The organism is Allomuricauda sp. M10 (assembly GCF_020782875.1).
GTDB lineage: Bacteria > Bacteroidota > Bacteroidia > Flavobacteriales > Flavobacteriaceae > Flagellimonas.
In genome coordinates this window covers 625,201-651,589 of record NZ_JAJGBN010000002.1, presented here as the reverse complement: position 1 = coordinate 651,589, position 26,389 = coordinate 625,201, and the positions used below count along the sequence as shown (strand labels likewise).

Below are 26,389 nucleotides of genomic sequence, written 5' to 3'. Positions count from 1 at the left end.
TTTTATTCCAAAATAGTATTATTCCCTTTTTCCGATTAACGAAAAGTCGAGATGCCTTTTCAATAAATCGGTATCCTTCACCATAACATACACCTCATCACCCAGCTGGTACATACGTTTGGTACGTTCGCCGATTATGGCGTATTGGCGGTCATCAAAAATGTAATAATCATCACGAATATCGCGGATCCTGACCATTCCCTCGCATTTGTTCTCAATGATTTCCACATAAATGCCCCATTCGGTCACCCCAGAAATCACACCTAAAAACTCTTGGTCCTTATGATCCTGCATAAACTTGATCTGCATGTATTTTACAGAATCCCGTTCCGCATTGGCGGCCAATAGTTCCATATCCGAGGAATGCTTGCATTTTTCTTCATAAATAACGGCCTTGGGTTGCTGGCCACCGTCCAAATAATGCTGCAGCAATCGGTGTACCATCACATCCGGATATCTTCTGATTGGCGAGGTAAAATGCGTGTAATAGTCAAAGCCCAGACCGTAATGGCCAATATTTTCGGTGGTATAGATGGCCTTGCTCATACTTCGTATGGCCAAGGTATCTACCAAATTCTGTTCTTTTTTGCCCTTAACATCTTCCAATAACTGGTTTAGGGACTTGTTGATGCTCTTTCTATCCTTGAGGTTGATACTATGTCCAAATCTGGAAATAACGCCATTTAAAGCCATCAGTTTTTCCTCATCCGGCTTGTCGTGTACCCGGTAGACAAACGTTTTTTTCTGCTTACCGATAAACTCGGCCACTTTTCTATTAGCCAAAAGCATGAATTCCTCAATCAATTTATTGGCATCCTTCGCTTCTTTGAAATAGACACTTTCCGGTTCGTTGTTTTCGGACAGGTTGAATTTCACTTCGATCTTATCAAAAGAAATGGCCCCAGCATCCATACGTGCCTTGCGCATCATCTTGGCCAATCGGTCAAAGGTGAGAACAGCATCCACAATTTCATCAGATACCGAATAGGTATTACCCCGAATGGAAATTTCTTCCGGTATCTGTGCACCACCTGTTTCTATAATATGTTGGGCTTCTTCATAGGCAAACCGTTCATTGGAATTAATGACCGTTCTGCCAAACCATTGGTCCACCACCTTTGCTTTTTCATCTATTTCAAAAACAGCGGAAAACGTATATTTTTCCTCATTCGGCCTAAGTGAACAAGCCAAATTGGACAAAACTTCAGGTAACATGGGAACCACTCTATCAACCAAATAAACCGAAGTGGCCCTTTCATAGGCCTCATCTTCCAACACCGTACCCAGTTCCACATAATGGGAAACATCGGCAATATGGATCCCAATCTCATAATGGCCATTTTCCATTTTCTGAAAGGAAAGGGCATCGTCAAAATCCTTCGCATCTTTGGGATCTATGGTAAAGGTGAGCACCTCGCGCATGTCCCTTCGTTTGGCAATTTCAGATTCCTTGATGGAGGTATCCAACGTTTTAGCAAACTGTTCCACTTCGTAAGGGAACTCATAAGGAAGCCCGTACTCAGCTAAAATAGCGTGGATTTCCGTATTGTGTTCGCCTGGTTTGCCCAGTACTTCCACGATTTCTCCATATGGAGATTCGGCATCATCCGGCCATTCTCCCAAGTTTACCAACACTTTATCACCATCTTCGGCTTTCTTTAGCTTATCCAAGGGAATAAAAATGTCCGTATACATTCTGGAATCGGTAGGTCTTACAAAAGCAAAGCGCTTCTGTTTATCCACAATACCCACATAGGAACTCTTTTTACGTTCCAATACTTTGGATATTTCACCTTCTGGTTTTTTCCCCTTCCGGCTAGGTTTCAGGAACACCTCCACCGTATCGCCATGGAAAGCCTTGTTCAATCTATTGTTGGGAATGAAGATATCTTGATCCAGTTCATCAACGATTACGTAGGCATTTCCGCTGGAGGTCAAATCTACCTTACCGGTAAAATACGTATGCAAGGTGGGTTTCTTTTGATACTTGCCGCGTTCCACTTCCGCAATGCGGTCCGAGGCCTTCAGCTGGCCCAAGCGTTTGATCAATTCGTTTCTATCCTGGGTATCTGTAATATCTAATTTAGATGCTATTTGCTTGTAATTGAAGCTTTTGGAAGGTTCCTTTTCCAGAACCGTAAAAATGCCTTTCGTTATCTCATTCTTCCGCTGACCCTTGGCCCTCTTCTTTTTCTTTGACATTTACGTCCTTATTTTTTTGAAAAATACGAATTATAATTCTTGGCCCACAACGATTGATACCAGAATCACAAACAATACGTTCTTTTATCAACAACAACCAATACTATCTTTTTTCTTCTTTTTTGAAATTTTAAAAAATGATGATGATGATGTATTGTTGAAATGTGGAATAAAATTTTGAAGCAAATCTTGCTTTGAACATCCAAAATAGCTTGTTCACAATTTATAAGCCTAAAAAAAAATTAAGAATCAAGCTTTTAGAAATGTTATCCACGATTTTTGATAACCGTTTTCAACATCAATTTATTGAAAAGTAAATGTATACTTAATGTTAATTATTGGGATAAATTGTTTTCAAGTGGTTGATTAATTTTTGATCGAATTTCGCACCAACATTGGAAATTAATTGTAATTGATCCATTTTCTGAAATAACAAAATTTAGTTACTTCTATTTTTCTTAAAAAAATGAACAAAACGTACCTTTTGTTAATAGGTTGTTTTTTAATGGAATATAAACTTTTGGTGATTTTTATGAACACCACCACATAAGAAAGATGTTGTACCTTTGTTAGGTATCCTCAAAATACCTAAACCATGAAAATTTCTATAGGAAACGACCACGCCGGAACCGACTATAAACTAGCTATTGTTGGACTTTTAAAGTCTAAGGGAATTGAAGTGTTCAACTACGGTACCGATGGTACCGATAGTGTGGATTATCCTGATTTTACCCATCCCGTTGCCACCGATGTGGAAGAAGGTAAAGTAGATTTTGGCATTGTGATTTGTGGAAGTGGAAATGGTGCTACCATGACCATCAACAAACACCAAAAAGTTAGGGGAGCCCTTTGTTGGACCAAGGAAATTACCCAACTCGCCCGTGAACATAACGATGCCAATATTTTAAGTCTTCCCGCCCGTTTTATTTCCATGCCCCAAGCCCTGGATATGGTGGAAACCTTTTTGAATACTGAATTCGCTGGTGGAAGGCACGAACGTAGGATAGAGAAAATTCCCTGCAGCTAAAAAACATGGCACACCACCATCACAATCATAGCCATTCACATGCCCATCCCGATTTAAAGGGAAGGAACCTGCTTATTTCCATTTTTTTGAATGTGGCCATTACGTTGTCGCAAATTATTGGTGGACTTATTTCAGGTAGTTTGGCCTTGTTGTCGGATGCCTTGCACAATTTTAGTGACGTACTCTCTTTGGTAATCAGTTATGCGGCTACCAAACTAGGAAAAAAGAAAGCCTGTAAAGAAAAGACATTTGGTTACAAACGGGCCGAGATCATGGCTGCTTTCGTGAATGCCGCTACTTTGGTGGTAGTGGCCATTATCTTGATGAAAGAAGCGGTGGAGCGACTTTTTCAACCGCAACCAATCGAATCCAACTTGGTGATTTGGCTTGCCTTGATTGCCATTGCGGGTAATGGTTTCAGTGTGCTGTTGTTGAAAAAGGATTCCGAGAACAATATGAACATGAAGTCTGCCTATCTGCACTTATTAACAGATATGATGGCTTCCGTGGCCGTTTTGGTCGGTGGTATTTTGATGAAGTTTTATCAAATCTATTGGGTAGATGCCGTTTTGACCATGGCTATTGGTGTTTATCTGATCTATATGGGGTACGATTTGTTGAAAGAATCTACCCAGGTTTTAATGCTTTTTACGCCCAAGACCATCATCATTCAAGATTTGGTGGAATCCATTTGTACCATAGATCAAGTGAAAAATGTGCACCATGTTCATATCTGGCAACTAAATGAAGATGAGGTACATATGGAGGCCCATATTGATTTTGTTGAGGACATCAAACTTTCCCAGTTCGATTCTATTTTGCTTGAAATCGAAGAACATCTTTATCACAAACACGGTATCAACCATGTCAACATTCAACCGGAATTTGACAAATGTGATTCCAAAAGCGTAATTGTACAGGATTGATGGAAATCAGTGTTAAGACTTTTGAACAACTCAACACCACGGAGCTGTACCAAATTTTAAGGCTCCGCAGTGAGATTTTTGTGGTGGAACAAGATTGTGTGTACTTGGATTTGGACAACAAAGATCAAAAAGCCATACATGTTGTAGGCACCAAAAACGGACAAGTCGTTGCCTACACCCGAATTTTTCAACCTGGGGATTATTTTAAAAATGCCAGTATTGGCAGGGTAGTGGTGGCTCAGGACCAGCGAAAGTTTGGTTATGGCAAGATTATCATGCAGGCTTCCATTGCAGCTGTTGAAGAAAGGTTCCCCAATACTGCTATTGAAATTTCGGCCCAATCCTATCTTTTAAAATTTTATTCCGATTTGGGTTTTGTAGCCTTTGGTGAAGAATATCTGGAAGACGGTATTCCCCATACCCGAATGTTGAAAAAGTAATCAAACCAACCGCTTTACCACCCTTATTTTCTCCAAAAAATCCAATTTTAGGATAAGGTTGATGGGTTTTTCGGCTTTGTTTTGGGTGGAAAAGAAGAGATAACCCTCCTTTTTGGGATGGAGTTCTTTCAGTTCCATTTTCCCATGAAGATTTTTATGCACCAAGGAAATCTCCCTTAAAAAATTTCTAGTAAGCCCTTTTTGTGATAAATGGGCAGTCAATTTTTCCCGGTTTACAAAAGTGATGTTGCACGAAGTGAATACATCTTCTTCATCAGAAAAAATACTCGTCACCAAGGCATAAAAATGGGTCTTTTTGGATTCATCAAGGAACCAACCCTCTTGTATTTTTCCATTTTTCCGATAGAACAGCTCAAAGGCAAAAGTGGGCAAACATTCGTTCACATAATCCAATTGTGCCTTTTCATCAACATAGTAATTGGAGTGGTTCCGCTGGTCGGTAAGGATAAGATCTACCCCGGCCTTTTGAAGTTTAAGGTCATCAACGCGCTCAAAACTACAGTGTTTCAAACGGTTTTTGTAATAGTAATCCAGTAGGGGGGTTAATTGTTTTTCTTTGGATAGGTCAGCTTTAAAGTGGCTCTTCAATTTTGGAATGTTTCCGGAACAGGGTAGAACCTATCCGTTCCACAATACCTACAACCAAGGCATTTCCCATAAAAAATGCACGTTTGGCATCTGGGATTCCCTCCAATTGGGTGTGATTGTCCGGAAACATGTTCAACCGTTCCAATTCAACTGGTGATAGTCTTCGGAGCCCCTTGGAGGTTTGGACCACGTGTTTAAACCTTGAAGGCGATTTGCCGCCTTCACCGGTTATGATCGTTCTGGAAGGTTGATCGAGCGCATCGGGAAACACCATGCTTCCCTCACTATAATGGTATTCAAAACCAGCAACGGTCTTGCGGATTTCCTTTTTGGCACCTTTCAAATACGTCCATTTTTCCAGCTCCGTATCATCAATGAAGAGATCTGGATTAACAGCCTTTTTTTCTAAAATGTCAGCAAGTACGGTTTTTGGACCATCAAAAGAAGGTGCGGTTTTGAAAGTGGTCACGTTGCCATTAAGGCACATACCCGTATTTTGAAAGGGTGACAACCCTTTTTTGGCATTAAAATACTCCGAAATGGAAACCAGGTCTTTATCCAATGCAAAATGTTGCACGTTTTCAACAGTTTCTCCCACGGGGAAGGTGGTAGCAATGGTTCCATCCGTTAAAAGCCAATCTGTGGCACCAGTTTTTTGAATGGTTTTGAACAATGGGGTAGACTTGTGATACGCCAGAAAAAAAACGCGCCTTCGGCGCTGAGGCATTCCATACTCGGCCGCATTGATTACGCGCCATTCCACGGCATAGCCCAAATCTGAAAGGCTACGGAGCATAAGGGCAAAATCGCGCCCACGTTGGTTGGATGGCGATTTTAAAAGGCGGTCCACATTTTCCAAAAAAAGATATTTGGGCTTGTTCTTTTTTTCGGAAAGAATGCGATGAATGGACCACCATAGCACTCCTTTTTTGCCCAAAAGCCCCTTCGAATTTTTAAGGCTGGTGGCCACGGAATAATCCTGGCAGGGAAAGCCGCCCACCAAAAGGTCGTGATCTGGAATTTCGGAAGTCGGGACTTCTTCAATGTTTTGGTTGGAGTGGCTTTCGGACCCAAAACGGGCCTCATACACCTTAGAGGCGTGTTGTGTTTTAGTGGAGGGCTCCCATTGGTTGCTCCACACTACTTTGTAGTGGTCCGTATGTTCAAGCCCCAAACGGAAACCGCCTACGCCGGCAAAAAGTTCACACACCTTTAGTTTTTGCATGCTCAAAAATAGGATTAATCTTTTGTTTAACCGATGCTTATTTATTCCGTTTATGGGACGGCCGTTGGGGCAAAAACCACATGGGAAAACAACCCAATCACCACAGCGGAGAATACAAATACCACTACTAGAAAAAGAGCGCTGATGAATTTGGACATGTCCGGGGTTTCCAGGTTTTCGGTCAATTTGGAAACGAAAGGATTGTTTGGTAAATACATGATTTCAAGGCGGTCCATTTCCGTTAGCGAAATTTTTTCCAGGGCACCTACTATTTTTTTGTCCGACCCTTCAAAAAGGTGACCTCTTTCATCTTCAAACACATAGGTTACGTGAAGCACATGCCCACCACGGATTTTGGTGCCGGTATCCTTACATTCTTTTATGGTGGCAGAGGTACCTTTACCGTAATACAATAAGTCCCACTTTTGGGAGCGGGTAAGTCCTGTTTCCATCCAACCGATTTTTTTGAGCAAAAAGTGCAGCAGTAGGACCACCGCAAGTAAGATCATAAAAATTTCTGGGATTTCCGAAGTACTGAAAGCACATTCAAAACGGTCGGGAGCGTCCCAAATGCGGTTCAGCGCTTCCCCCACCAAAAGATAACATCCGGTTACATAAACCATGATTTTTATGCTACATGCCAACAGCAAAAAAAGAGAAACGTCACAAGTTCCAACAGCTAGGTAGACAGGGTCTTTGGGCCTTCTTGATTTGTTCAACGCAATGGAAATTTTGTCATCGGTTTGGAACCGGCTCAAAAAGGGTTTGCTGTCCCAAACACGAACGTTTCGGTGAATGGGAAATCCGGAAAGGTTTTCAAAGACCACCAACAGTTCCAACAGTGGTTTTCTTCCTTCTTTTATGGTTTTGATAGACAAAATGGTCGCTTCTTTGGTGATCAGGGAGCCGCTTTTTTGGTCTTTCCACGCGCAAAAGGACCGACAAAAGCAGTTGCACATCATTTTATACAGCCAGAAAAGGAGTGTGGTGCCAACCAAAAAGAGGGTGACAAGGGTGTAGGTCATGTAGAAGTTTTCCGTTAAAATAAGGCCCTAAAATGGTTGAAAGGCCCAACACTTGACCGTTGCGGAATATGGATTGACCAAAGGGCCGTATGGTTTGTTTTGGAAAAATTAATTGTAAATGGTTTACTTCGAAATCAATCAACGCCGCAGAGCCCCCAATAAAATGTCCCAAATCACATTGAGTACCTTTTTGGATGTTGGCAGGGGTTTTTCTTGATTGGGGTCTTCAAGCCAAAACCCACAAACATTGCATATTACTTCATTTTTATATGTTGCGCGGCCCCCCAATCCATCCCACGTGGCAACTTCGTCTTCTATTCCAAATCCGCCACTGGTGTTGGTCCACTCCACTTGATCCTTTCGGATTTTGTCCGAATAACACCTAGGACACCTTTCACGTTCATCGTTCAATTTAGATTTTGGATTTTCCGAAATTAAACGGTCAATTTTGGATTCGTTCAAGTTTCTTTCAATCAAATACTCCTTGATTTCCGATTGAGTGGCCTTCATATAGGTCAGAAGCTTGAATCTGGCAAAATAGGCTAATTCATAGTCATCCAATCCAGATAAAAAGGATTTTACTCTACTCATTTTCAAATTGTTGACCTTCCATAAAATTGCTTGTTTAATTTAAGCATTAAACTGAGCCCAATAATTATCACTTAAATTAGACAATTCCTTAAATGTCAATTCTGACTTTGATTGATCATAAATTCGAATACCATTACATTCAAAATTAAAACTACCACCAATCATGGCCGTTTTAGCATTTTCTATTTCAACATCAATTTGGTAACCGGCATTTTCTATTTTACACCTGAAAATATTGAACTCCCATCTACGGATTATTTTTAAATCAGATATTCTTTTCCGCGAATACTCCTTTGGAGACCATGGTATGAATTCAAATTTTGATTGATCTATTATATCTATAAAAAAACTATCAAATTCAGGATTTAATCTTGACGAAAGATAGTAGCAGTCGATTTTAATTCTGAGCCCATTTAATATTTCTTCATAACCACAGATAGTACCATCATGGAAAATGTTAAAAACCCTACTGATTTTATCTCTTTCGGTTATCATCGATTGGTTCTTGCCCAGTTGATTGAATGTAAAACGAAAATAGTTTGCTTTTGAACACCACTTTTCAACAGCCAACCCTATTTCAAAATACTGGCATATTTTGAGTTGTCGGCCAACAATTCTTTGGCGGTCAGAATGGCATCGTCATGGTCCAAAAAGTATTGGTAAAGGCCTTCACGGTAGAAGTAGCGGGTAATGATTTCGTCTTCCAACAGCTTTTTAATCTCATTTTTATAGGAGTCCAAGGCGGAAATCTTACCCCGGTTCACGGCCAAAAGCAAATCCTTATATTTTTCCTGCACCTCCGCACCCAAAAGGGAATCGTCCGCATTTATGGATTGCTCCAACAGCTCTTCCGTTTTGGTCTGAAAAGTAAAATTCTGTTCCTGTACATACTTTTTAAAGGCATTGTAATCCGCATCGGAAAAAGTAAAATCATCCATGTTGGCAAAGGAATGATCGTAAAAATAGTTCGTGGCAAAATCGAAGACCACATTATTGTCCTGAAGAGCATCAATCAATGAATTGGTCTTGAGCGATTTGATGGCCACATCCGGCATTACGCCACCGCCGTCCCAAACCTTGCGGCCGTTTTTGGTGGTGTATTCCTTAAAATCGGTATTTCTCACGGCGTTGCCCTCGGCATCCCTGTGCCAATAATCCAACGCTTGAATGCATCTGCCAGATGGGGTGTAGTATCGGGAAATGGTCACCTTCAACTGGGTGCCATAGGTGAGTTTAAGCGGTCTTTGTACCAAACCCTTTCCAAAACTTCTGGCCCCGATAACCACGGCTCGATCCAAATCTTGTAGTCCGCCGGAAACAATTTCGCTGGCCGAGGCACTTTTACCATCCACCAAAACCACCAAAGGAATGTTTTCATCTTCGGGCTGGTTGCGAGTACGGTATTCTTGGTTGAATTTTTTCACCTTGGATTTGGTGGTCACGATCAATTCTCCTTTCGGAACGAACAAATTGGTTACGTTGATGGCTTCTGAAAGCAATCCTCCTGGATTTCCACGTAGATCCAGAACCAAACGTTCCGCACCCCTGCCTTTTAGATCCTGAATGGCGGATTTGGTCTGGCCCGAAGCCTTTTCATTGAATCGGGAAAGCACGATGTAACCCGTTTTAGTATCGATCATATCATAAAATGGAACGGCATCCACTTCCACACCTTCGCGGGTGATGGTAGCGGTCTTGGTCTGGCCTTGGCGAACAAATGTCACTTCCACGGATGTGTTGTTGGCACCTTTCAGTAGTTCGCTGGCGTTGTCGTCAAAGTCGGCCACTTTGGTCTCCCCAATTTTGATGATTTCGTCACCGGCCTTAAGGCCGGCCTTATCTGCCGCGTAACCTTTGTAAGGTTCCACAACCACCAATTTGCTTTCATAGGAGCGCACCAGGGCTCCGATTCCGGAATATTCCCCGGCATTATTGATTTTATAGGCTTCCACATCCTGCTCGTTCAAAAAGCGGGTATAGGGGTCGAGCTCGTCCAACATATTTTTAATGGCGGAATCCATCAGCTCGCCCGGGTTGGTTTCATCTACATAATTCATGTTCAACTCTTTGAACAAGGTGGTGAAGATTTCTATCTGCTTGGCGATTTCAAAAAAATCACTTTTAAAACTACTGGCCGTCACCAAGAGGGCAACTGCCAAAATGGGGACCCATATTTTTTTCTTAACCGACATTTTCATCACATTCTTTTTTAAGGAAGTCTTCCAACAATTTTTTCATGGCGATATGTACCTCATCAAAAGAGGGCGCCTTATGACCAAGGTATAAAAATAAGAACGCATAGTTTCCTTCAATGTTGTTAAAAATAAGGGACTTATTGAGCCGATAGGATTCGCGCAGTAGCCGTTTGATGAGATTTCTGTCCACCGCTTTTTTGAACTTTTTTTTTGGCGCTACCACCCCCACTTTAAAATGGGCACCATCCTCAAAAGCGGTTTTCAGGTAGATGAGCTTTATGGGAAATTCGCGAAGGTTCTTTCCTTCGGCAAAAAGTGCCTCTATTGTTTTTTTGCTCTTCAGCTTTTCAATTTTTGGAAATGTGGACATAGGAAAGCCTTTATGCAACGGGCGTACTTTTTACTGCACCAAGTTACTCAATTTATATTTTGATGTGAGATTGCCCAATCGGAGGATTTCACTTGAAAAAGTAACGCAATTCAAAAATTTTTTAAAAGCGAAGGGCGGGCCATTCGGCCCGCCCTTGAATCATTTTTTGTTGAAAATCCGATTACGGATTGGCTTGGTAAACATTGTTTTCTCCATTTACATCGGCCATCAGTTGCGATGGGTCGATCATAATGGCCTTTACTTTTTCCAAAGGCATATCCAATGTGAATTCGTATGTTGGGTAGGCCCAGGCCCAGTTATCCAAAACGGTCCTTTTAAGAGCTGGATAAGGGTTGTCCTTTTGTCCGAACATCATACGCAACGGAATGTAATAGGTTTCTTGGGTGCCATCTTCGCCAACTACCAAAATATCCAAAGGCATGGGCATTTCTCCGATGCGCTCCAAGGAAACTTTGGTTTTTTGACCATCTGCCTCAACACTTTTAATACCGTAATCGATGGTATTGGTGGTCATGGTCCAATCGGTCAAGTACCAGTTCAGTTCCATGCCCGATACTTTTTCGGCCGTTCTTTTGATATCGTTCGGTGTTGGGTGCTTGAATTTGAAATCTTCAAAATATTTATGGATGGTCTCCATCAACTTATCCTGTCCGATTACATATCCGAGTTGGGAAAGAAACACGGAACCCTTGCTATACGCGGCTATACTGTAGGCAAAGTTGGTGGTATAACGATCGGCATGTGTGGTCTGTGGCATTTCCAATCCGGAATTGACCAAGGCGTAATACCCCTTATAGGAGCCCTCAAATGGATTTTGCTTATTCTGGTCCATGATTTCGTTCATACACAAATTGCTGATGAAGGAAGTAAAGCCTTCGTCCATCCAAGCGTGCTCGGATTCATTGGTCGCCAAAACATGTTGAAACCAGGAGTGCGCCATTTCGTGCACCATAACTCCTACCAAGCCGTTATATTCACGTCCACCGGTCACCAAGGTACTCATGGCATATTCCATTCCACCGTCACCTCCCTGGATCACAGAATACTGCTCGTACGGATATTTCCCAACATTCTTGCTAAAGAAACGCATGGCTTCAGCCGTTTTGGGCTGGAATTTTTTCCAATTTTCGATAAAGTCAGGATTGTTCTTGTATAGGAAATGAAGGGTAGGTCCATCTTCCATTGCCAAGGTATCGTGAATATAATCAGGATCGGCGGCCCACATAAAGTCGTGTACATTGGGGGCCACAAAATGCCAGGTCAAGGTTTTGCCCTTGGTTTTAACAGTGGTTCCTGGAGCCTCATACCCATGACCGATTTCCTGTGGATTTTGCAAATAGCCCGATCCACCAACCGTATATGTTTTGTCCAAGGTAAGCTTCACATCAAAATTACCCCAAACGCCGTGGAATTCACGGGCGATGTAGGGATTGGGGTGCCAACCTTCGAAATCGTATTCGGAAAGTTTGGGGTACCATTGGCTCATGGACAAGGCTACACCTTCTCTACTGTTTCTTCCGGATCTTCTGATCTGAAGGGGAACCTGCCCCTTGAAGGTCATTTCCAAAGTTGTCTTTCCTCCTGCGGGAATCGGCTTGGCCAAATCCACCACCAGGATGGTTCCTTCTTCCTTAAAAGTTACCGGTTGCCCGTCCTGGGTAAGCGATTCGGTATGGAGATAACCCATTTCACTTTCAGAAAGGGCGGCGATCCTGCTCTTGTCGCCATCCATCATCCTTTTATCGGGATCCTTGATGTTCTGTAGCCTAATATCCATTTCGCTCCCGGGTTGGAAAGCGTTATAGTACAAATGATAAAATACGCGGCCCAAGGCATCTGGAGAGTTGTTGGTGTAGACCAATTTTTGGGTACCTGTGTACTGGAAGGTTTTCACATCCATGTTCACATCCATGGTGTAGTCCACGTGTTGTTGCCAGTAGCAAGGGTCTTGTGCCGAGAGGAGCGAGACTCCCGTTAAGGCCGCAAAAAAGAACAATGATAATCGCTTCATAATTATTTTGAGTTACTTTCCAAGGTTGTTTTTCCTTTGGATATGTTGTTTGCCAAAATTAAGGCATTGTAGGCATTGACCATTTTACCTGACTTTGAAATTTTGTCAAAAGCCGCTGCATTGGACTGGTCCCCAGCCAAAATGACGGAGGTTTTGGTCTTAAGGCCCGATTGCATGATGATGCTTTTTACCTGAGGGGCTGTCAAGTTTGGATAAAAGGAACGGATCAAGGCCGCAACCCCGGCAACAGCAGGAGCTGCCATGGAAGTTCCGCCTTGAAATTCATAATCATTGCTTGGCATGGTGGAATAGATCTTGTCACCAGGGGCGAACACATCTACATTGGCATGGCCATAATTGGAAAATGTGGCCACCATATCGGAACCATAACTGCTGGTTAAAGCGCCAACGGTAATCACGTTGCTCACGTATTCGGAATTCCCGAATCTGTGGTCGTTAGGATAATTTGGATTTTCAGGATCATCAAGGTCTTCTCCATCGTTTCCGGCGGCATGCACGATTAGTACATCCTTGGATTCTGCATACTTAATGGCATCATACACCCATTGTGCTTCTGGGGAAAAGGCCTTTCCAAAACTACAGTTGATAATGGAAGCACCATTGTCCACGGCATAGCGAATGCCCATGGCTATATCTTTATCGTACTCATCCCCATTTGGAACCGCGCGAATGCTCATGAGTTCTACGTTGTTGGCTACACCGTTGATACCAATGCCATTGTTACGTTGCGCAGCGATAATTCCAGCAACGTGGGTACCGTGACTTTCGGTCACCACTTGGTTTTTTGGGTTTCCGTTTCCGTAAGGCACATCGGCAATATCGTAGCCATTGTCACCTACTGGGGCACGACCATCAAAGTCTTTGTTGAGGTTATAGTTTACCTGATCGGTGAAGTAGGTGATGCCTTCCTCAAGCTCGGCCAACACCTCGGCAATGCTGTCACCATAGGTGAACATTTGCGTTAACACGGCTACACTTTGCTCCATTTGAGGGGTTTTAGGTTGAATGGACAACAAGTCCTCTTTGGTATAAGTTTCTTTACCCAGTTCTTCCTTAACCGTTTTATCCGAGGCTTTCACCACCTGAAAGATTTGTTCGTACTGTTGTTTGTTCTGAAGTGCTTTTGGGTATTCCTCATCAAGCAACAAACGGGCCTTTGCCCTGTCGGCAGCATCGCCGATGTTCAAGCGCAGCATGCGCACATATTCCAACTGTTCGTTATAGGCATCACCCAAAAAGTTATACCCGTGGATGTCATCTACATACCCATTGCCATCATCGTCTTTTCCGTTGTTCGGAATTTCATCGGTATTGGTCCAAAGGACATTTTTAAGATCTTCGTGGTTCAGGTCCATCCCAGAATCTAAAACGGCTACCACCACAGTTTTTCCTTTTTTGTTTTTGATGATTTCATCATAGGCCTTATCCACGCTCATTCCGGGAATGGTGTCTTGTACAAGGTCTAAATGTCCCCAGTTTTTTTCCTGTGCCTCGGTAAGTTCTGAAACTTTTAGCGGAATGGAATCAATGTTTTCAACAGGGGTTGAAACCAAGGCAGTGGAACCGCAACCCATCAAAATGAGGGCGGCGGAGAGGGAAAAGAATGTCAGTTTATAATATGTGCGGTTCATAGAATTGTTTTTGTAAATCGTAAGTTTTATTGTGTTCAGAATAATTCATTGAAAGTGAACACGGTATCCAACCGGGCCCCCTTTTCGGTTTTTTGTAAGGAGCAGAGCTCGTTATGGGCATCATGTTCAAAGAACAAAAGCCAATCGTTTTCCACGGCACTGCGTAAAAAGTTTTCTTTTTCGGTTAGGGTAAGTAGGGGTCTTGTATCATATCCCATTACATAAGGTACGGGAAGATGGCCCACTGTTGGGATCAGATCGGCCACAAAGACTATGGTTTTGCCGTTATAGTTGATTTGGGGCAGCATTTGCTTTTCGGTATGGCCGTCCATAAAATGGATGCCAAACCCCAATTCCGATTTTTCCAGATAATTCCCTCCTTTTCGGTCTATAAAATGCAATTGCCCACTTTCTTGCATCGGCAATAGGTTTTCCTTTAAGAAAGAAGCTTTTTCCCGGGCATTGGGCTTGGTGGCCCATTCCCAGTGTTCCTCATTGGTCCAAAACCGGGCATTTACAAACGCCGGCTCGTAACCCGTTCGATCTTTGTTCCACCGAATGCTCCCGCCACAATGATCAAAATGTAGGTGGGTCAGGAATACATCGGTAATGTCATCGCGATGGAACCCGGCCTTTTGCAAGGAACCGTCCATGGTGTGTTCTCCCCACAAATAATAGTAACCGAAAAATTTATCGGATTGTTTGTTGCCCATGCCGTTGTCGATCAAAATAAGGCGATCACCATCTTCGATCAAAAGACAGCGGGCGGCAATATCGATCATGTTGTTGGCATCGGCGGGATTGGTCTTGTTCCAAATGGATTTTGGGACCACACCGAACATGGCACCCCCATCCAATTTGAAATTTCCAGTCTCTATGGGATAAATTGTCATTTAGAAAACAAACTGGCATGCAAAATAAGAAATGCGCCATCCAAATGCCCTAAAAATGAGATTTAATTGGCCGTATTTTAACAAAAAAGGGATAAGTAGCCCGTCCCAATATAGCCTTTGCGGGAATTGCACCCGTATCACCTAAGTTTTAAGCCCTAATTGCAACAGAATAGGAGAGGCCGACTTTGTGGCAAAAGCATAATGTAAAAGAAAAGCAGTAAATTTCCACAAAACAAAGACAATGCTCGAACTTGCTGGAATCGTTATTCTTGGCATTATTGCTCAATGGGTGGCTTGGCGATTTAAAATCCCGGCCATTCTGCCCCTTATACTGATTGGTCTACTGGTTGGTCCTATTGCCACATTATTTACGGAAGATGGATCAAAACTTATAGAACCCATTTGGAACGGCACCAAAGGGCTTTTTCCCGGGGAAGGGCTTTATTATTTTGTTTCCTTGGCCATTAGTATTATCCTTTTTGAAGGGGGACTTACCCTGAAACGGGCAGAGATATCTAACGTTGGCCCCGTTATTTCCAAGTTGATCACGGTTGGTACTGTGGTCACTTTCTTTGGCGCAGGTGTAGCGGCCCACTATATTTTTGGACTTTCATGGCAGATTTCCTTTCTGTTTTCCGCATTGATCATTGTTACCGGACCTACGGTAATCACCCCAATTTTAAGGAACATTCCCTTAAAAAAAGATGTTTCCGCCGTTTTGAAATGGGAAGGCATCCTAATCGACCCCATTGGGGCCTTGGTGGCGGTGTTGGTATTCGAGTTCATCAGCGTTGGAGAAGGGCAGGCCTACACACAAACGGCACTCATTGAGTTTGGAAAGATCATTCTTTTCGGAACCACCTTTGGGTTCACTTTTGCCCATGCGCTTGCTTTTGCCATAAAAAAGGATTTTATCCCACACTATTTGTTGAATGTGGTCTCCCTTTCCGCAGTACTTCTTGTTTTTGTGGAGTCGGACGTTTTTGCACACGAATCGGGACTTTTGGCCGTAGTGGTCATGGGTATGGTGTTGGGCAACATGAACCTGCCCAATCTGAAGGAGCTGCTCTATTTCAAGGAATCGTTGAGCGTTTTGTTGATTTCCATTCTCTTTATTCTGTTGGCCGCTAATATCAACATTGGCGACATGGAATTGATCTTCAACTGGAATTCCGTAGCGCTTTTTGCAGTTATCGTATTTGTTATCAGGCCATTGGGTGTTTTTCTGAGCGCTCAGGGATCCAATTTAAAATTCAATGAAAAGCTTTTTATAGGATGGGTAGGCCCACGAGGAATCGTTGCCGCAGGTATTGCCTCCCTTTTTGGTTCCAAATTGATGTTGAGGGGAGAAGCCGGGGCGGAATACATTACCCCATTGGTGTTCATGATCGTTTTGGGAACGGTTTTGTTGAATGCCACCACGGCGCGATTATTTGCAAAACTGGTTGGCGTATTCTTGACCAAATCCGAAGGGATTTTGATCATTGGGGCCTCCAAACTTTCCCGATTGATCGCAAATTACCTCAAAAAGAACAATAGGCACGTGGTGTTGATCGACAACAACCAGGCCAATGTGGACAAGGCCAAAAGGTTGGGACTTGAGGCCATCACGGCGAATATTTTTTCGGACACCCTTACGGACAATATCGAATTGAACGACATGGGTTATTTGATGGCTTTGACGGGTAACTCCGACATCAACAAATTTGCGATTCGGAAATTCCAAAAACAGTTTGGGGAAAATGGTGCCTTCCGATTGGTGAATACGGAAGAGGTGAACGACCCGGATAACAATCCGAAGGAAGGTCTTTTTTCACATACGGACGATTTTATCCAATTGATGGACACCGTACGCAAACACCCCACTATCCACGAAATAGATCTTAAGGACAAACAGCATTACGATAGCCTTATCGATCTTACTAAAAAAGACAATGATATTGTGCCATTGTTTACGAAAGCTCCAAGTGGCAGCATTGACATTATACCAGCCAACAGCAAGGATTTTGTACCGAAAGGAGAGGGGTACAAATTGGTGTATCTGGGCAAAATGATCGACTTAGATGATGATGACCAAGATTAATCGTTAAGCTTAAGAACGGCCATAAATGCCTGTTGCGGAATTTCCACGTTACCTACCTGACGCATACGTTTTTTACCCTTTTTCTGCTTTTCCAAAAGTTTACGCTTACGGGAAATATCCCCACCGTAACACTTGGCGGTAACGTCTTTTCTCAACGCTTTTATGGTTTCACGGGAAATGATTTTGGCCCCAATGGCAGCCTGGATCGGAATATCGAATTGTTGCCTTGGGATGAGTTCCTTCAACTTCTCGCACATCTTTTTGCCGATGTTGTGGGCATTGTCAAAATGGACCAAAGCGGAAAGGGCATCCACGGGTTGGGCATTCAATAAAATATCAACCCTTACCAATTTGGAAACACGCATCCCAATCGGGGAATAATCAAAAGAAGCATATCCTTTGGAAACGGTTTTCAAACGGTCATAAAAATCGAAAACAATCTCCGCCAACGGCATGTCGAAGTTCAACTCCACACGCTCGGTGGTCAAATAGGTTTGATTGGTGATCTGTCCCCTTTTATCAATACAAAGCGACATCACGTTCCCCACAAAATCGGATTTGGTGATGATCGTTGCCTTAATATAAGGTTCTTCAACACGGTCCAAAGATGAAGGATCGGGAAGGTCCGAAGGATTGTTCACAATAATGGGAGTTTCCTTGTCCTTGGTGGAATAAGCGTGATAACTAACGTTGGGTACGGTGGTGATCACCGTCATGTCGAACTCACGTTCCAAACGTTCCTGGATGATCTCCATGTGCAACATGCCCAAGAAACCGCAACGGAAACCAAATCCCAAAGCGGCACTACTTTCCGGGGTAAATACCAAGGAAGCATCGTTCAGCTGCAGTTTTTCCATGGAGGAACGAAGCTCTTCAAAATCCTCTGTATCAACAGGATAAATACCGGCAAATACCATGGGCTTTACATCTTCAAAACCTTCAATGGCATTTTTGGTAGGGTTGGCCGCATCCGTAATGGTATCCCCAACTTTCACTTCGCGCGCATCCTTGATACCGGTGATCAGGTAGCCTACATCACCAGCGGATATTTTGTTTTTGGGCACCTGGGAAAGTTTTAAAGTTCCGATTTCATCGGCCTCATATGCCCTACCCGTTGCCACAAATTTGATTTTTTGTCCTTTGCGGATTTCCCCGTTGATGACCCTAAAATAGGTTTCAACACCTCTAAAGGGATTGTAAACGGAATCGAAAACCAACGCCTGCAACGGTTCATTGACGGAACCTTTAGGGGCAGGAATTCGTTCAATAATGGCCCGTAGGATTTCTTCAATACCAATACCTGTTTTGGCACTGGCAGGGATAACTTCTGAAGCTTTACAGCCTAAAAGATCAACGATGTCGTCCGTTACTTCTTCAGGGTTGGCACTTGGCAAGTCTACTTTGTTTAGAACCGGAATGATTTCCAAGTCGTTTTCCAGAGCCAAGTATAAGTTGGAAATGGTCTGAGCCTGAATACTTTGCGCCGCATCCACTACCAAAAGGGCACCTTCACAAGCAGCGATGGAACGTGATACTTCATAGGAAAAATCCACGTGTCCGGGAGTGTCGATCAGGTTCAGGATATAGGTTTCACCTTCGTACACATATTCCATCTGAATAGCATGGCTTTTTATAGTGATACCGCGTTCGCGTTCCAAGTCCATATTGTCCAACAATTGGTCCTGTTTTTCGCGTTCGGTAACAGAGCCCGTAAAATCCAACAAACGGTCGGCCAAGGTACTCTTACCGTGGTCTATATGCGCAATGATGCAAAAATTCCTGATCTTTTCCATAAAACAAAAAACCTATCCTAAAAAGGCGGATAAGCAACTGCAAATATAGTTGTTTTAACTGCCCACAGCGGGTTTTTTGAAAATAAGAAAACGAAGGGGTTATATCGCTCAAAAATAATTTCTTAGATTTGAGGTTCAACCCCAACCTTTCATGAAGCAAACCACCTACATTCTTTTATTGGTGATTTTGACGGCAAACGCATTGAGCGGACAAACCTTTAAGATTTCAGGAAAGGTTGTTGATGAGCAGAACCAGATAATTCCCTTTGCCAACATCCTTCTTTTAAAAGCCGCAGATACCACATTTGTAAAAGGCACTTCTGCAGATGACAATGGGTTTTTTGCGTTGACGGATGTGGAACCAAATCTGTACCTGCTCCAGGCCAGTTATGTAGGCAGAGGTTCCGAACCACGTGCCTTGGACATTAAGAACGATGTTTCCCTAGGCGCCTTGATCATTCCGCTTGAAACCAACGAACTGGATGAGGTAGTGGTCACCGCCCAGCGTCCAAAACTGCAAAGATTGCCAGACAGACTGGTCTTTTCGGTTGAAAATACCGTGGTTTCGCAGGGAACGTCGTGGGACATCCTAAAAAGTACTCCGGGAGTGATCGTTAACCAGGACGAACTCTTGATTCGCGGGCAAAACGCAACAGTTTACCTGAACGATAGAAAGGTGCAACTTTCAGGGCAAGAAGTACAGGATTTGCTACAGGGACTATCGGGCGCCAACATCAAATCGGTGGAGGTGATCGCCAACCCACCGGCAAGTTATGATGCCGAAGGCGGTCCTATTTTGAACATCGTCACCAGTAAAAATATCATTCCGGGTTACAAGGGAAGCATAAACGGTACTTATACGCAGGCCGTCTTCCCCAAATTCAGTATGGGAACCAGCCATTATTACAAAACGGACAAACTGAACCTATTCGCAAATTATACGATTAACCCACAAAAGGAATTGCGAAAAACGACCAAGGGCATTCATTTTATGGACGATACCAACACCGTTTTTTCCGAATGGGATACGAATTACAATCAAATCAACAAATCCCAATCCCAAAATGGCAGCTTTATTTTGGATTATGATTTTGATGAGCGCAACAGTTTGAATTTTACTTCCAATCTGTTGTTCAATCTGGACCAGGACCAGAACACAAATCTCAACAACGAGATGCGAAATGGCTCGGGCCAGTTGGATTCAACCTTCACCACCCAAAACATGGCCAATTTGGACAATACCAATTTGGCTTTTGATTTGAGTTATGTGCACAAATTGAAAAAGCCCGGTGCCCGATTGAGCGCAAACGGACATTACACTTACTTCAATGGGAAGTCTTTCCAAAACTTGGGCTCTGATTACTTTGATGCCAATGGCGTTTTTTTACGGGAATTCGGTTTTGATTCCGATTCGGAGCAGGACATCCAGATTTTCACAGGGCAGTTGGATTATTCCACACCAATTGGCAATGCCTCATTCGAGACCGGTGCGAAGATTTCTTCCATCAACTCTGAAAGCAATGTGGATTTTTTCAATTTCACGGGTTCCAGCAATACGGTGGATGCATCCTTATCCGACCGATATACATATGACGAAAATGTGTATGCTGCGTACCTGAGTTTTGTAAAGAATTGGGAAAAATGGTCGATGAAGTTGGGTGTCCGTGGAGAATTGACAGAAGCCGAAGGCACGTCGCTGACCTTGAACCAAGTGAATACCCAAGACTTTTTTGAACCGTTTCCGTCGGTCTACTTGCTTTACTCTCCTTCGGATAAGCACAGTTTTTCTTTTGATTATGGACGAAATGTGAACCGTCCCAAATACAACGATTTGAATCCCTTCCGGTTTTTCTTCAACGAAAACGATTATGAACAAGGCAACCCACGGTTGACCCCAAGTTTCAGCAATAATTTCAATTTTAACTACACCCTTAACAGCGAATATTTCTTCGATGTGTATTACCGAGACAATGGAAGCAATATTGCCTATTTGGTCTTTCAGGACAATGACAATCAAACCTTGGTGGAGCTGAAGCAAAATGTGTTGGACAGCAAATCGTACGGGTTGGATTTTACCTTGAGCAAATCCCTCATGTCGTCATGGTTTGTATATGCCTACACTTCCCTTTTTCATGAAGAAGAGACCTTTTTGGCCGCCCAAAGCGGTAATGTGGAATTTACCAATGAAGTGAACGGGGTATATGCCTATTTGGGCAACTATTTAACTTTGTCAAAAGACGGAACTTTTACAGGCGAGGTCGCTGCCACCTATATTTCAAAGTTCCTGTTCGGATCGTATGTGTCCGACGAGCAGCTCAACCTGACCTTGGGATTGCGCAAAACACTGTTCAAAAACAAAATCATTCTTTCCTTGGCCGCCGAGGATATTTTGGAAAAATACGTGCCCACTTATCGTTCCCAATATTTGAACCAAGACAATTTTTACCGAAGAAGGCCCGAAACCCAGTTCATCCGCTTCGGGTTTACCTACAATTTTGGAAACTTCCGATTGGAAGACAACCAACGCGGAATAGACAAAAAGGAGCGCGACCGATTACAATCGCAGCAGTAATGTGCTGATTTTGGGTTATTTTGTATTTTTGCAGTCCAAAAAAAGAAGGATTTGCCCAAAATAGGTAACATAGAACTTCCGGATTTCCCACTTCTTCTCGCTCCGATGGAAGATGTGAGCGACCCCCCTTTCCGTGCGTTGTGCAAGGAACAAGGGGCCGATGTGGTGTATACGGAGTTCATTTCTTCCGAAGGATTGATCCGTGATGCGGCCAAAAGTGTCCTCAAGTTGGACATTTATGAAAAGGAACGCCCAGTGGGCATCCAAATATTCGGGGCGGAGCTCGATTCCATGTTACAGGCAGTGGATATTGTGGAGCAATCCAATCCCGATATCATCGATATTAATTTTGGGTGTCCCGTTAAAAAAGTGGTTTGTAAAAATGCCGGTGCCGGAATTCTTCGGGATATTCCGCTCATGGTAAAACTAACCGAAGAAATTGTAAAGCGTACCAAACTACCAGTAACAGTCAAGACCCGTTTGGGTTGGGATGCCAATTCCATCAAAATAGTGGAGGTGGCGGAACGGTTACAGGATGTGGGCATTAAGGCAATCTCCATCCATGGACGTACCCGTGTGCAGATGTACAAGGGAGAAGCGGATTGGAGACCCATCGCCGAAGTGAAGAACAACCAACGCATGCAGATTCCCGTTTTCGGAAATGGGGATGTGGACACGCCGGAATCGGCCTTAAAAATGCGCAATGAATTTGGTTTGGACGGTGCCATGATCGGTAGGGCCAGCATCGGTTATCCATGGTTCTTCAAAGAGGTGAAACACTTTTTTGAAACCGGCAAGCATTTGGAACCGCCAACTATGCCGGAACGTGTAGATGCCGCCCGAAGACATCTTCAAATGGCCATTGATTGGAAAGGTGAAAAATTGGGCGTATTTGAGACCCGAAGGCATTATACCAATTATTTTAAGGGCATTCCACACTTTAAGGAATACCGAGCTAAAATGGTGACCAGTGACGATGCGGTGGACGTTTTTGCCGCGTTTGATGAGGTGCTCGAAAAATTCGGGGACTTCCAGTTCGCCTAAATCGAAATCAATTTTTTAGAGATTCTACTACTGGCAATCTTTGCGGAGATAAAGCCCAAAACTACAATGGTTCCCATCACGATGAATAGGTTCATCACACTATATTCAACTGGATAGGCTAGGGACGGCGTAATTTTCAGCCATCCGAACAGCAATTGGGAAATAATCAGCAACGACCCGATCAATACCCCAATAAGTCCCCCAAAAGAAGTGACCAGCAAACCCTGGATAAAATAGATCCGGCGCAATTCTTTGATGGTAGTACCCAAACTGAACAGCGTTTTGGAGTTTTGTTGTTTGTCCAAGATCATCATGATGATGGCCCCCACCACATTGAACAAGGCAATGATCAAAACCAGGGTAAAAATGAGATAAGTAGCCAAATTTTCCGTGTTCAACATGCGGTAAAGCGAATTGTTCTGTTCCCTTCGGGAAAGTACAATAACCTTATCGCCCAATACCATTTTAACGGCTTTCCTAACGACTTCCACATCGGCTTTTTCCTCTAATTTAAAATTGATTCCCGAAACTTCCGTGCTATCCTTTCGCAATAAATTTTGTACTAGGGGAAGCTGAGTGAACACATACTTTTTATCCAGATTTTCTTCTATGGCATATACACCACTTACTGTAATGGGAAGATCATCATAAGGCTTGGAATTGAACCCCTGCTGTGAAAGGGAGCCCTTGCCCGGTTTGGGGACCAATACTTCCAACGGTTGGCGATTGTTCGTAGGAACGCCCAATAAGTTGTAGATGCCGATACCAATAACGCCCTCAAATTCCGAATTGCCCCAATCGCCCCAATACAAAGTACTATCCACCCCGGTTACGGTTCGGTAATTTTCGTCCACACCTTTAATATAGGCAATAGTACTTTTATCCTTATAGGTGAGATAGGCCCGCTCCTCCAGTTCTTTGGCGTAATTGGCCAATCCTGGAATATCTTTCAGCTTATTTTGTTCCATTTCTGAAAGCGAAAACACTTTACCTGTGGTTGGAAAGGCTTTTAAATCTGGGTCGAAAGTATTGGAAAAGGAAAGGCTAAACGTTTTGAGCCCTGCAAAGGCCGAAAGCACAATGAACAAGGCCGCCGACCCGATGACGATGACCAAAAACATGATAAAATTGATGATGTTCACCGCATTTTGGCTGCTCTTGGATTTCAGGTAGCGTTTAGCGATGTAAAGCGGAAAGTTCAAGATTAGGCTTTCTTACGTTTATCGAGCAAGTCCCGGTTTTCGATTGGATTTTCTTCGCCCTTGAGCGATTTCTCGATATTGTCGATATATTCCAAGGAATCATCCAGATAAAAATTAAGTTCCGGAACCCTTCTCAATTGGTGTTTGGTACGTTGGGCCAATTCATGACGGATGCCCACCTGACCGGCCTTGATGCCTTCAAGCAGAGCTTTGCCATCCTTGTTAGGGAAAATGCTCACATACACCTTGGCCAAGGAAAGATCTACGGTAACGGAAACCTTGGAAACAGAGATCAAGGTTCCCTTCAGGCCGCTATCGGTAGTGGCCCGCTGTAGGATGTCGGCCAAATCTTTTTGAATGACCCCTGCAATTTTCTTCTGTCTTTGTGTTTCCTCCATAGTGCAAAAATAAAGGATTTCCTGACTAACCTCACAAAAGGAATGGATTACAGTCCGTAATTTTGGGAAAAGCAGCTATTTTGTGAACCAAACCAAGGGTTAAAATGGAAAAAATAGAACATATCGGCATAGCGGTAAAAAATTTGGAAGCCTCCAACCAATTATTCGCCCAACTGTTGGGCGTATCACACTATAAAATGGAAGAAGTGGCTACAGAGGGGGTAAAAACCTCCTTTTTTATGTCGGGTCCCAATAAAATTGAGTTGTTGGAAGCCACAAATCCCGATAGCCCCATTGCCAAGTTTTTGGAAAAGAAAGGGGAGGGGATCCATCACGTGGCCTTTGCTGTGGATGACATTGTTTCGGAAATTGCCAGATTGAAACAGGAAGGGTTTCAAATTTTAAACGAAACCCCGAAAAAGGGAGCGGACAACAAGTTGGTGGCCTTTTTGCATCCGAAGGGCACCAATGGGGTTTTGGTGGAACTTTGCCAAGAAATAAAAGAAGGCTAGGTCGGTTAAAACCTTGCGGTGTAGAAAAATAAACACTAATATTGCATCCGCAAAATGCGGGTCCTATAGCTCAGTTGGTTAGAGCACCTGACTCATAATCAGGTGGTCCCTGGTTCGAGCCCAGGTGGGACCACTTAAACCCTTCCAGTCAAAGAAGGGTTTTTTTATTTGAAGTTTTCAACGGCGGAAAACCCCAAGCGGTTCAATGCATTAATTCGCATTTGTATTGTTTGGACACCAATATCTTGATTATTTCAACAGTATTAAATAAACCCTCCACGCGAAGAACCCTATCAACATCCTCTAAATCAAAACTGACCAACAAATCTGGATACTTTTTTAAGATTTCTGATTTTATTTGTTTGCTTTGGGCCTTCTTCTGGATATTGGTCTTGAACACTTCAATTTTATCCTCACTGTTCTCGTTCATGTACTATGGGTCTTTTCAAAATCGATATGGTGGTCAATGAGTATCGACTCTATCTGCGAATCCGATAAGTTAGAGTTGACGATGGTAAGAGGGCTATTGGGCTCCCCAACATGAAAATTGACCTGTGCTTCGGGGCATATGCTTAAGACTTCATAGGTTACCCAACATATTTGATGGATGGACTTGATGTTGGTCTTACATTGATAATTGTTCATACCTGAATCTAATGTGTTAGGTAAAAATGGGCATAGGCAGTATAATTAAAATTGAAGAAATGCCGGGACGTTATAATAACACCCAGCATTTCTCGTCTACTCACTCAAAAAACTGAACATTAAACGATTACTGTACCGTATAGTCCCTCGTGCTGACCTGGCATAGCCTGAAATAACCAAAAACATAGTTTTCACTATCGGTCTGGTTGATGATATTGCCCCGGGCAGCACTGGGTATGGTCGGCCAAGGGCTGCCATCGGCACCCGATGCCACCAGCACTTTTTTCAAATAGTCATGGTATCTTCTGGATATTCCATAGAGTTCCAAGTTTAGGAGATCCCCCGCCTCCAGGTCTTCATGGGAATAATATTCCGGCATCAAATTGCCCTGGCTGTTCTCGTCATCCTCAACCTCATATTGCGGAAATGCAACGCGGTTTGAGGTTACCCCGATCAGATAATAATTGTCCTGGGTACTGTCATCCTGATAATAATAGGTAATCTCAACTTCGTCCCCGGCCATTCCTCCTTCATTGTTCTGTTCAATGGTATCCTCAATATCTGGGGTGGCCATCATCGTCTCGGTAGCCGTATAGGTTTCACCATCCACCAACATGGTCAAGGTGTATGTCTCTCCGAGAAGTGGTTCAAAATCAGTGCACACATATTCCCCTGTATCAGAAATCTCAAAGAAGTCGAATACAGTACCCGAAGCATTGGTAACGGAAACGGATGCCCCTGAAACCACTGGAAAAGTCTCCTCATAATAGCCTGTTGTAGTGGTCAAAATAATCCTTTGCTCGTTTCCAGAAGTGCCCTTGAGCCAATTGATGGACGCATCCACGACCAATCTGGGCGGTGCTGTTTCCAAATCATCTACCACGATGACATCCTCACAGGAGGTCAAGTAAAATCCAAAGGCCAAGATCAAAAATTGTATCACTGGTTTCATG

General features: G+C 43.3%; 23 protein-coding genes and 1 tRNA gene. 8 read left to right on the top strand and 16 right to left on the bottom strand.

Annotation, left to right across the window (positions count from 1 at the left end):
* Positions 1-18 precede the first annotated feature (18 nt).
* The gene (rnr, locus tag LKX84_RS08010; RefSeq protein ID WP_228236612.1) at positions 19-2,202 is read right to left on the bottom strand and encodes a ribonuclease R; all 2,184 of its coding nucleotides are present in this window, start codon (positions 2,200-2,202) and stop codon (positions 19-21) included.
* Positions 2,203-2,797: 595 nt separating this feature from the next.
* Between rnr and LKX84_RS08005 the strand changes: the two genes are divergently transcribed.
* From LKX84_RS08005 to LKX84_RS07995, 3 genes are read left to right on the top strand one after another with little or no spacing between them, the layout of a single operon-like run.
* Complete coding sequence (locus LKX84_RS08005) at positions 2,798-3,229, top strand: RpiB/LacA/LacB family sugar-phosphate isomerase (protein WP_228236611.1); 432 nt, start codon at positions 2,798-2,800, stop codon at positions 3,227-3,229.
* Between the two features lie 5 nt (positions 3,230-3,234).
* Complete coding sequence (locus LKX84_RS08000) at positions 3,235-4,155, top strand: cation diffusion facilitator family transporter (RefSeq protein ID WP_228236610.1); 921 nt, start codon at positions 3,235-3,237, stop codon at positions 4,153-4,155.
* The gene (locus LKX84_RS07995; protein WP_228236609.1) at positions 4,155-4,595 is read left to right on the top strand and encodes a GNAT family N-acetyltransferase; all 441 of its coding nucleotides are present in this window, start codon (positions 4,155-4,157) and stop codon (positions 4,593-4,595) included. The genes LKX84_RS08000 and LKX84_RS07995 overlap by 1 nt, the downstream gene beginning before the upstream one ends.
* Here the strand turns inward: LKX84_RS07995 and LKX84_RS07990 are convergent, their stop codons facing one another.
* The 10 genes from LKX84_RS07990 to LKX84_RS07945 all read right to left on the bottom strand — a co-directional run bounded on the left by LKX84_RS07990 (position 4,596) and on the right by LKX84_RS07945 (position 15,187).
* Entirely contained in the window at positions 4,596-5,204 is a 609-nt protein-coding gene (locus LKX84_RS07990; RefSeq protein WP_228236607.1) for a hypothetical protein, read from the bottom strand.
* Positions 5,188-6,429, bottom strand: a complete 1,242-nt coding sequence (dcm, locus tag LKX84_RS07985) for a DNA (cytosine-5-)-methyltransferase (RefSeq protein ID WP_228236606.1) — start codon at positions 6,427-6,429, stop codon at positions 5,188-5,190. Before dcm ends, LKX84_RS07990 begins: the two co-directional genes overlap by 17 nt.
* A gap of 50 nt (positions 6,430-6,479) precedes the next feature.
* Positions 6,480-7,454: a hypothetical protein gene (locus LKX84_RS07980; RefSeq protein WP_228236605.1), complete on the bottom strand. Its 975-nt coding sequence runs from the start codon at positions 7,452-7,454 to the stop codon at positions 6,480-6,482.
* Positions 7,455-7,592: 138 nt separating this feature from the next.
* A complete protein-coding gene (locus LKX84_RS07975) occupies positions 7,593-8,045 on the bottom strand; it encodes a hypothetical protein (protein WP_228236604.1) in 453 nt (150 codons plus the stop codon).
* 39 nt (positions 8,046-8,084) lie between these two features.
* Positions 8,085-8,540: a hypothetical protein gene (locus LKX84_RS07970; RefSeq protein WP_228236603.1), complete on the bottom strand. Its 456-nt coding sequence runs from the start codon at positions 8,538-8,540 to the stop codon at positions 8,085-8,087.
* Positions 8,541-8,617: 77 nt separating this feature from the next.
* Positions 8,618-10,243 carry a S41 family peptidase gene (locus LKX84_RS07965; protein ID WP_228236602.1) on the bottom strand — a complete coding sequence of 542 codons (1,626 nt, stop codon included), beginning with the start codon at positions 10,241-10,243 and terminating at the stop codon, positions 8,618-8,620.
* On the bottom strand, positions 10,227-10,610 hold the full coding sequence (gene rnpA / locus LKX84_RS07960; RefSeq protein ID WP_228236601.1) for a ribonuclease P protein component: 384 nt from the start codon (positions 10,608-10,610) through the stop codon (positions 10,227-10,229). The genes LKX84_RS07965 and rnpA overlap by 17 nt, the downstream gene beginning before the upstream one ends.
* Positions 10,611-10,791: 181 nt before the next feature.
* The gene (locus tag LKX84_RS07955; protein ID WP_228236600.1) at positions 10,792-12,642 is read right to left on the bottom strand and encodes a M1 family metallopeptidase; all 1,851 of its coding nucleotides are present in this window, start codon (positions 12,640-12,642) and stop codon (positions 10,792-10,794) included.
* Positions 12,643-12,644: 2 nt separating this feature from the next.
* Positions 12,645-14,294 (bottom strand): S8 family peptidase, encoded by a 1,650-nt coding sequence (locus tag LKX84_RS07950; RefSeq protein ID WP_228236599.1) that lies wholly within the window; start codon positions 14,292-14,294, stop codon positions 12,645-12,647.
* 35 nt (positions 14,295-14,329) lie between these two features.
* A complete protein-coding gene (locus LKX84_RS07945; RefSeq protein ID WP_228236598.1) occupies positions 14,330-15,187 on the bottom strand; it encodes an MBL fold metallo-hydrolase in 858 nt (285 codons plus the stop codon).
* A 241-nt stretch (positions 15,188-15,428) separates the two neighbouring features.
* Between LKX84_RS07945 and LKX84_RS07940 the strand changes: the two genes are divergently transcribed.
* Positions 15,429-17,270 (top strand): cation:proton antiporter, encoded by a 1,842-nt coding sequence (locus LKX84_RS07940; protein WP_228236597.1) that lies wholly within the window; start codon positions 15,429-15,431, stop codon positions 17,268-17,270.
* On the opposite strand, the gene lepA is transcribed toward LKX84_RS07940, so the two are convergent.
* The gene (gene lepA, locus LKX84_RS07935) at positions 17,267-19,063 is read right to left on the bottom strand and encodes a translation elongation factor 4 (RefSeq protein ID WP_228236596.1); all 1,797 of its coding nucleotides are present in this window, start codon (positions 19,061-19,063) and stop codon (positions 17,267-17,269) included. The genes LKX84_RS07940 and lepA overlap by 4 nt on opposite strands.
* Before the next feature lie 151 nt (positions 19,064-19,214).
* On the opposite strand from lepA, the gene LKX84_RS07930 reads away from it, so the two are divergent.
* The gene (locus LKX84_RS07930) at positions 19,215-21,635 is read left to right on the top strand and encodes a TonB-dependent receptor domain-containing protein (protein WP_228236595.1); all 2,421 of its coding nucleotides are present in this window, start codon (positions 19,215-19,217) and stop codon (positions 21,633-21,635) included.
* Between the two features lie 51 nt (positions 21,636-21,686).
* On the top strand, positions 21,687-22,679 hold the full coding sequence (gene dusB, locus LKX84_RS07925; RefSeq protein ID WP_228236594.1) for a tRNA dihydrouridine synthase DusB: 993 nt from the start codon (positions 21,687-21,689) through the stop codon (positions 22,677-22,679).
* Here dusB and LKX84_RS07920 read toward each other — a convergent pair.
* Both LKX84_RS07920 and rbfA read right to left on the bottom strand, forming a co-directional pair.
* The gene (locus tag LKX84_RS07920; protein ID WP_228236593.1) at positions 22,676-23,881 is read right to left on the bottom strand and encodes an ABC transporter permease; all 1,206 of its coding nucleotides are present in this window, start codon (positions 23,879-23,881) and stop codon (positions 22,676-22,678) included. The genes dusB and LKX84_RS07920 overlap by 4 nt on opposite strands.
* A 2-nt stretch (positions 23,882-23,883) precedes the next feature.
* Complete coding sequence (gene rbfA, locus LKX84_RS07915; RefSeq protein WP_163632519.1) at positions 23,884-24,279, bottom strand: 30S ribosome-binding factor RbfA; 396 nt, start codon at positions 24,277-24,279, stop codon at positions 23,884-23,886.
* A 104-nt stretch (positions 24,280-24,383) separates the two neighbouring features.
* On the opposite strand from rbfA, the gene mce reads away from it, so the two are divergent.
* Together mce and LKX84_RS07905 are read left to right on the top strand one after the other, a co-directional pair.
* Positions 24,384-24,791 carry a methylmalonyl-CoA epimerase gene (mce, locus tag LKX84_RS07910; RefSeq protein WP_228236592.1) on the top strand — a complete coding sequence of 136 codons (408 nt, stop codon included), beginning with the start codon at positions 24,384-24,386 and terminating at the stop codon, positions 24,789-24,791.
* A 59-nt stretch (positions 24,792-24,850) separates the two neighbouring features.
* Positions 24,851-24,924, top strand: a tRNA-Ile gene (locus LKX84_RS07905).
* A 69-nt stretch (positions 24,925-24,993) separates the two neighbouring features.
* On the opposite strand, the gene LKX84_RS07900 is transcribed toward LKX84_RS07905, so the two are convergent.
* Both LKX84_RS07900 and LKX84_RS07895 read right to left on the bottom strand, forming a co-directional pair.
* On the bottom strand, positions 24,994-25,221 hold the full coding sequence (locus LKX84_RS07900) for a hypothetical protein (protein WP_228236591.1): 228 nt from the start codon (positions 25,219-25,221) through the stop codon (positions 24,994-24,996).
* Between the two features lie 342 nt (positions 25,222-25,563).
* Entirely contained in the window at positions 25,564-26,388 is an 825-nt protein-coding gene (locus LKX84_RS07895) for a DUF4249 family protein (protein WP_228236590.1), read from the bottom strand.
* Between the last annotated feature and the right edge of the window lies 1 nt (position 26,389).

Excerpts from the sequence above, each read along its gene's own strand:
- rnr (WP_228236612.1), bottom strand. The coding sequence starts at position 2,202 with ATGTCAAAGAAAAAGAAGAGGGCCAAGGGTCAGCGGAAGAATGAGATA.
- LKX84_RS08005 (WP_228236611.1), top strand. The coding sequence starts at position 2,798 with ATGAAAATTTCTATAGGAAACGACCACGCCGGAACCGACTATAAACTA.
- LKX84_RS08000 (WP_228236610.1), top strand. The coding sequence starts at position 3,235 with ATGGCACACCACCATCACAATCATAGCCATTCACATGCCCATCCCGAT.
- LKX84_RS07995 (WP_228236609.1), top strand. The coding sequence starts at position 4,155 with ATGGAAATCAGTGTTAAGACTTTTGAACAACTCAACACCACGGAGCTG.
- dcm (WP_228236606.1), bottom strand. The coding sequence starts at position 6,429 with ATGCAAAAACTAAAGGTGTGTGAACTTTTTGCCGGCGTAGGCGGTTTC.
- LKX84_RS07980 (WP_228236605.1), bottom strand. The coding sequence starts at position 7,454 with ATGACCTACACCCTTGTCACCCTCTTTTTGGTTGGCACCACACTCCTT.
- LKX84_RS07975 (WP_228236604.1), bottom strand. The coding sequence starts at position 8,045 with ATGAGTAGAGTAAAATCCTTTTTATCTGGATTGGATGACTATGAATTA.
- LKX84_RS07970 (WP_228236603.1), bottom strand. The coding sequence starts at position 8,540 with ATGATAACCGAAAGAGATAAAATCAGTAGGGTTTTTAACATTTTCCAT.
- LKX84_RS07965 (WP_228236602.1), bottom strand. The coding sequence starts at position 10,243 with ATGAAAATGTCGGTTAAGAAAAAAATATGGGTCCCCATTTTGGCAGTT.
- rnpA (WP_228236601.1), bottom strand. The coding sequence starts at position 10,610 with ATGTCCACATTTCCAAAAATTGAAAAGCTGAAGAGCAAAAAAACAATA.
- LKX84_RS07955 (WP_228236600.1), bottom strand. The coding sequence starts at position 12,642 with ATGAAGCGATTATCATTGTTCTTTTTTGCGGCCTTAACGGGAGTCTCG.
- LKX84_RS07950 (WP_228236599.1), bottom strand. The coding sequence starts at position 14,294 with ATGAACCGCACATATTATAAACTGACATTCTTTTCCCTCTCCGCCGCC.
- LKX84_RS07945 (WP_228236598.1), bottom strand. The coding sequence starts at position 15,187 with ATGACAATTTATCCCATAGAGACTGGAAATTTCAAATTGGATGGGGGT.
- LKX84_RS07940 (WP_228236597.1), top strand. The coding sequence starts at position 15,429 with ATGCTCGAACTTGCTGGAATCGTTATTCTTGGCATTATTGCTCAATGG.
- lepA (WP_228236596.1), bottom strand. The coding sequence starts at position 19,063 with ATGGAAAAGATCAGGAATTTTTGCATCATTGCGCATATAGACCACGGT.
- LKX84_RS07930 (WP_228236595.1), top strand. The coding sequence starts at position 19,215 with ATGAAGCAAACCACCTACATTCTTTTATTGGTGATTTTGACGGCAAAC.
- rbfA (WP_163632519.1), bottom strand. The coding sequence starts at position 24,279 with ATGGAGGAAACACAAAGACAGAAGAAAATTGCAGGGGTCATTCAAAAA.
- mce (WP_228236592.1), top strand. The coding sequence starts at position 24,384 with ATGGAAAAAATAGAACATATCGGCATAGCGGTAAAAAATTTGGAAGCC.
- LKX84_RS07900 (WP_228236591.1), bottom strand. The coding sequence starts at position 25,221 with ATGAACGAGAACAGTGAGGATAAAATTGAAGTGTTCAAGACCAATATC.
- LKX84_RS07895 (WP_228236590.1), bottom strand. The coding sequence starts at position 26,388 with ATGAAACCAGTGATACAATTTTTGATCTTGGCCTTTGGATTTTACTTG.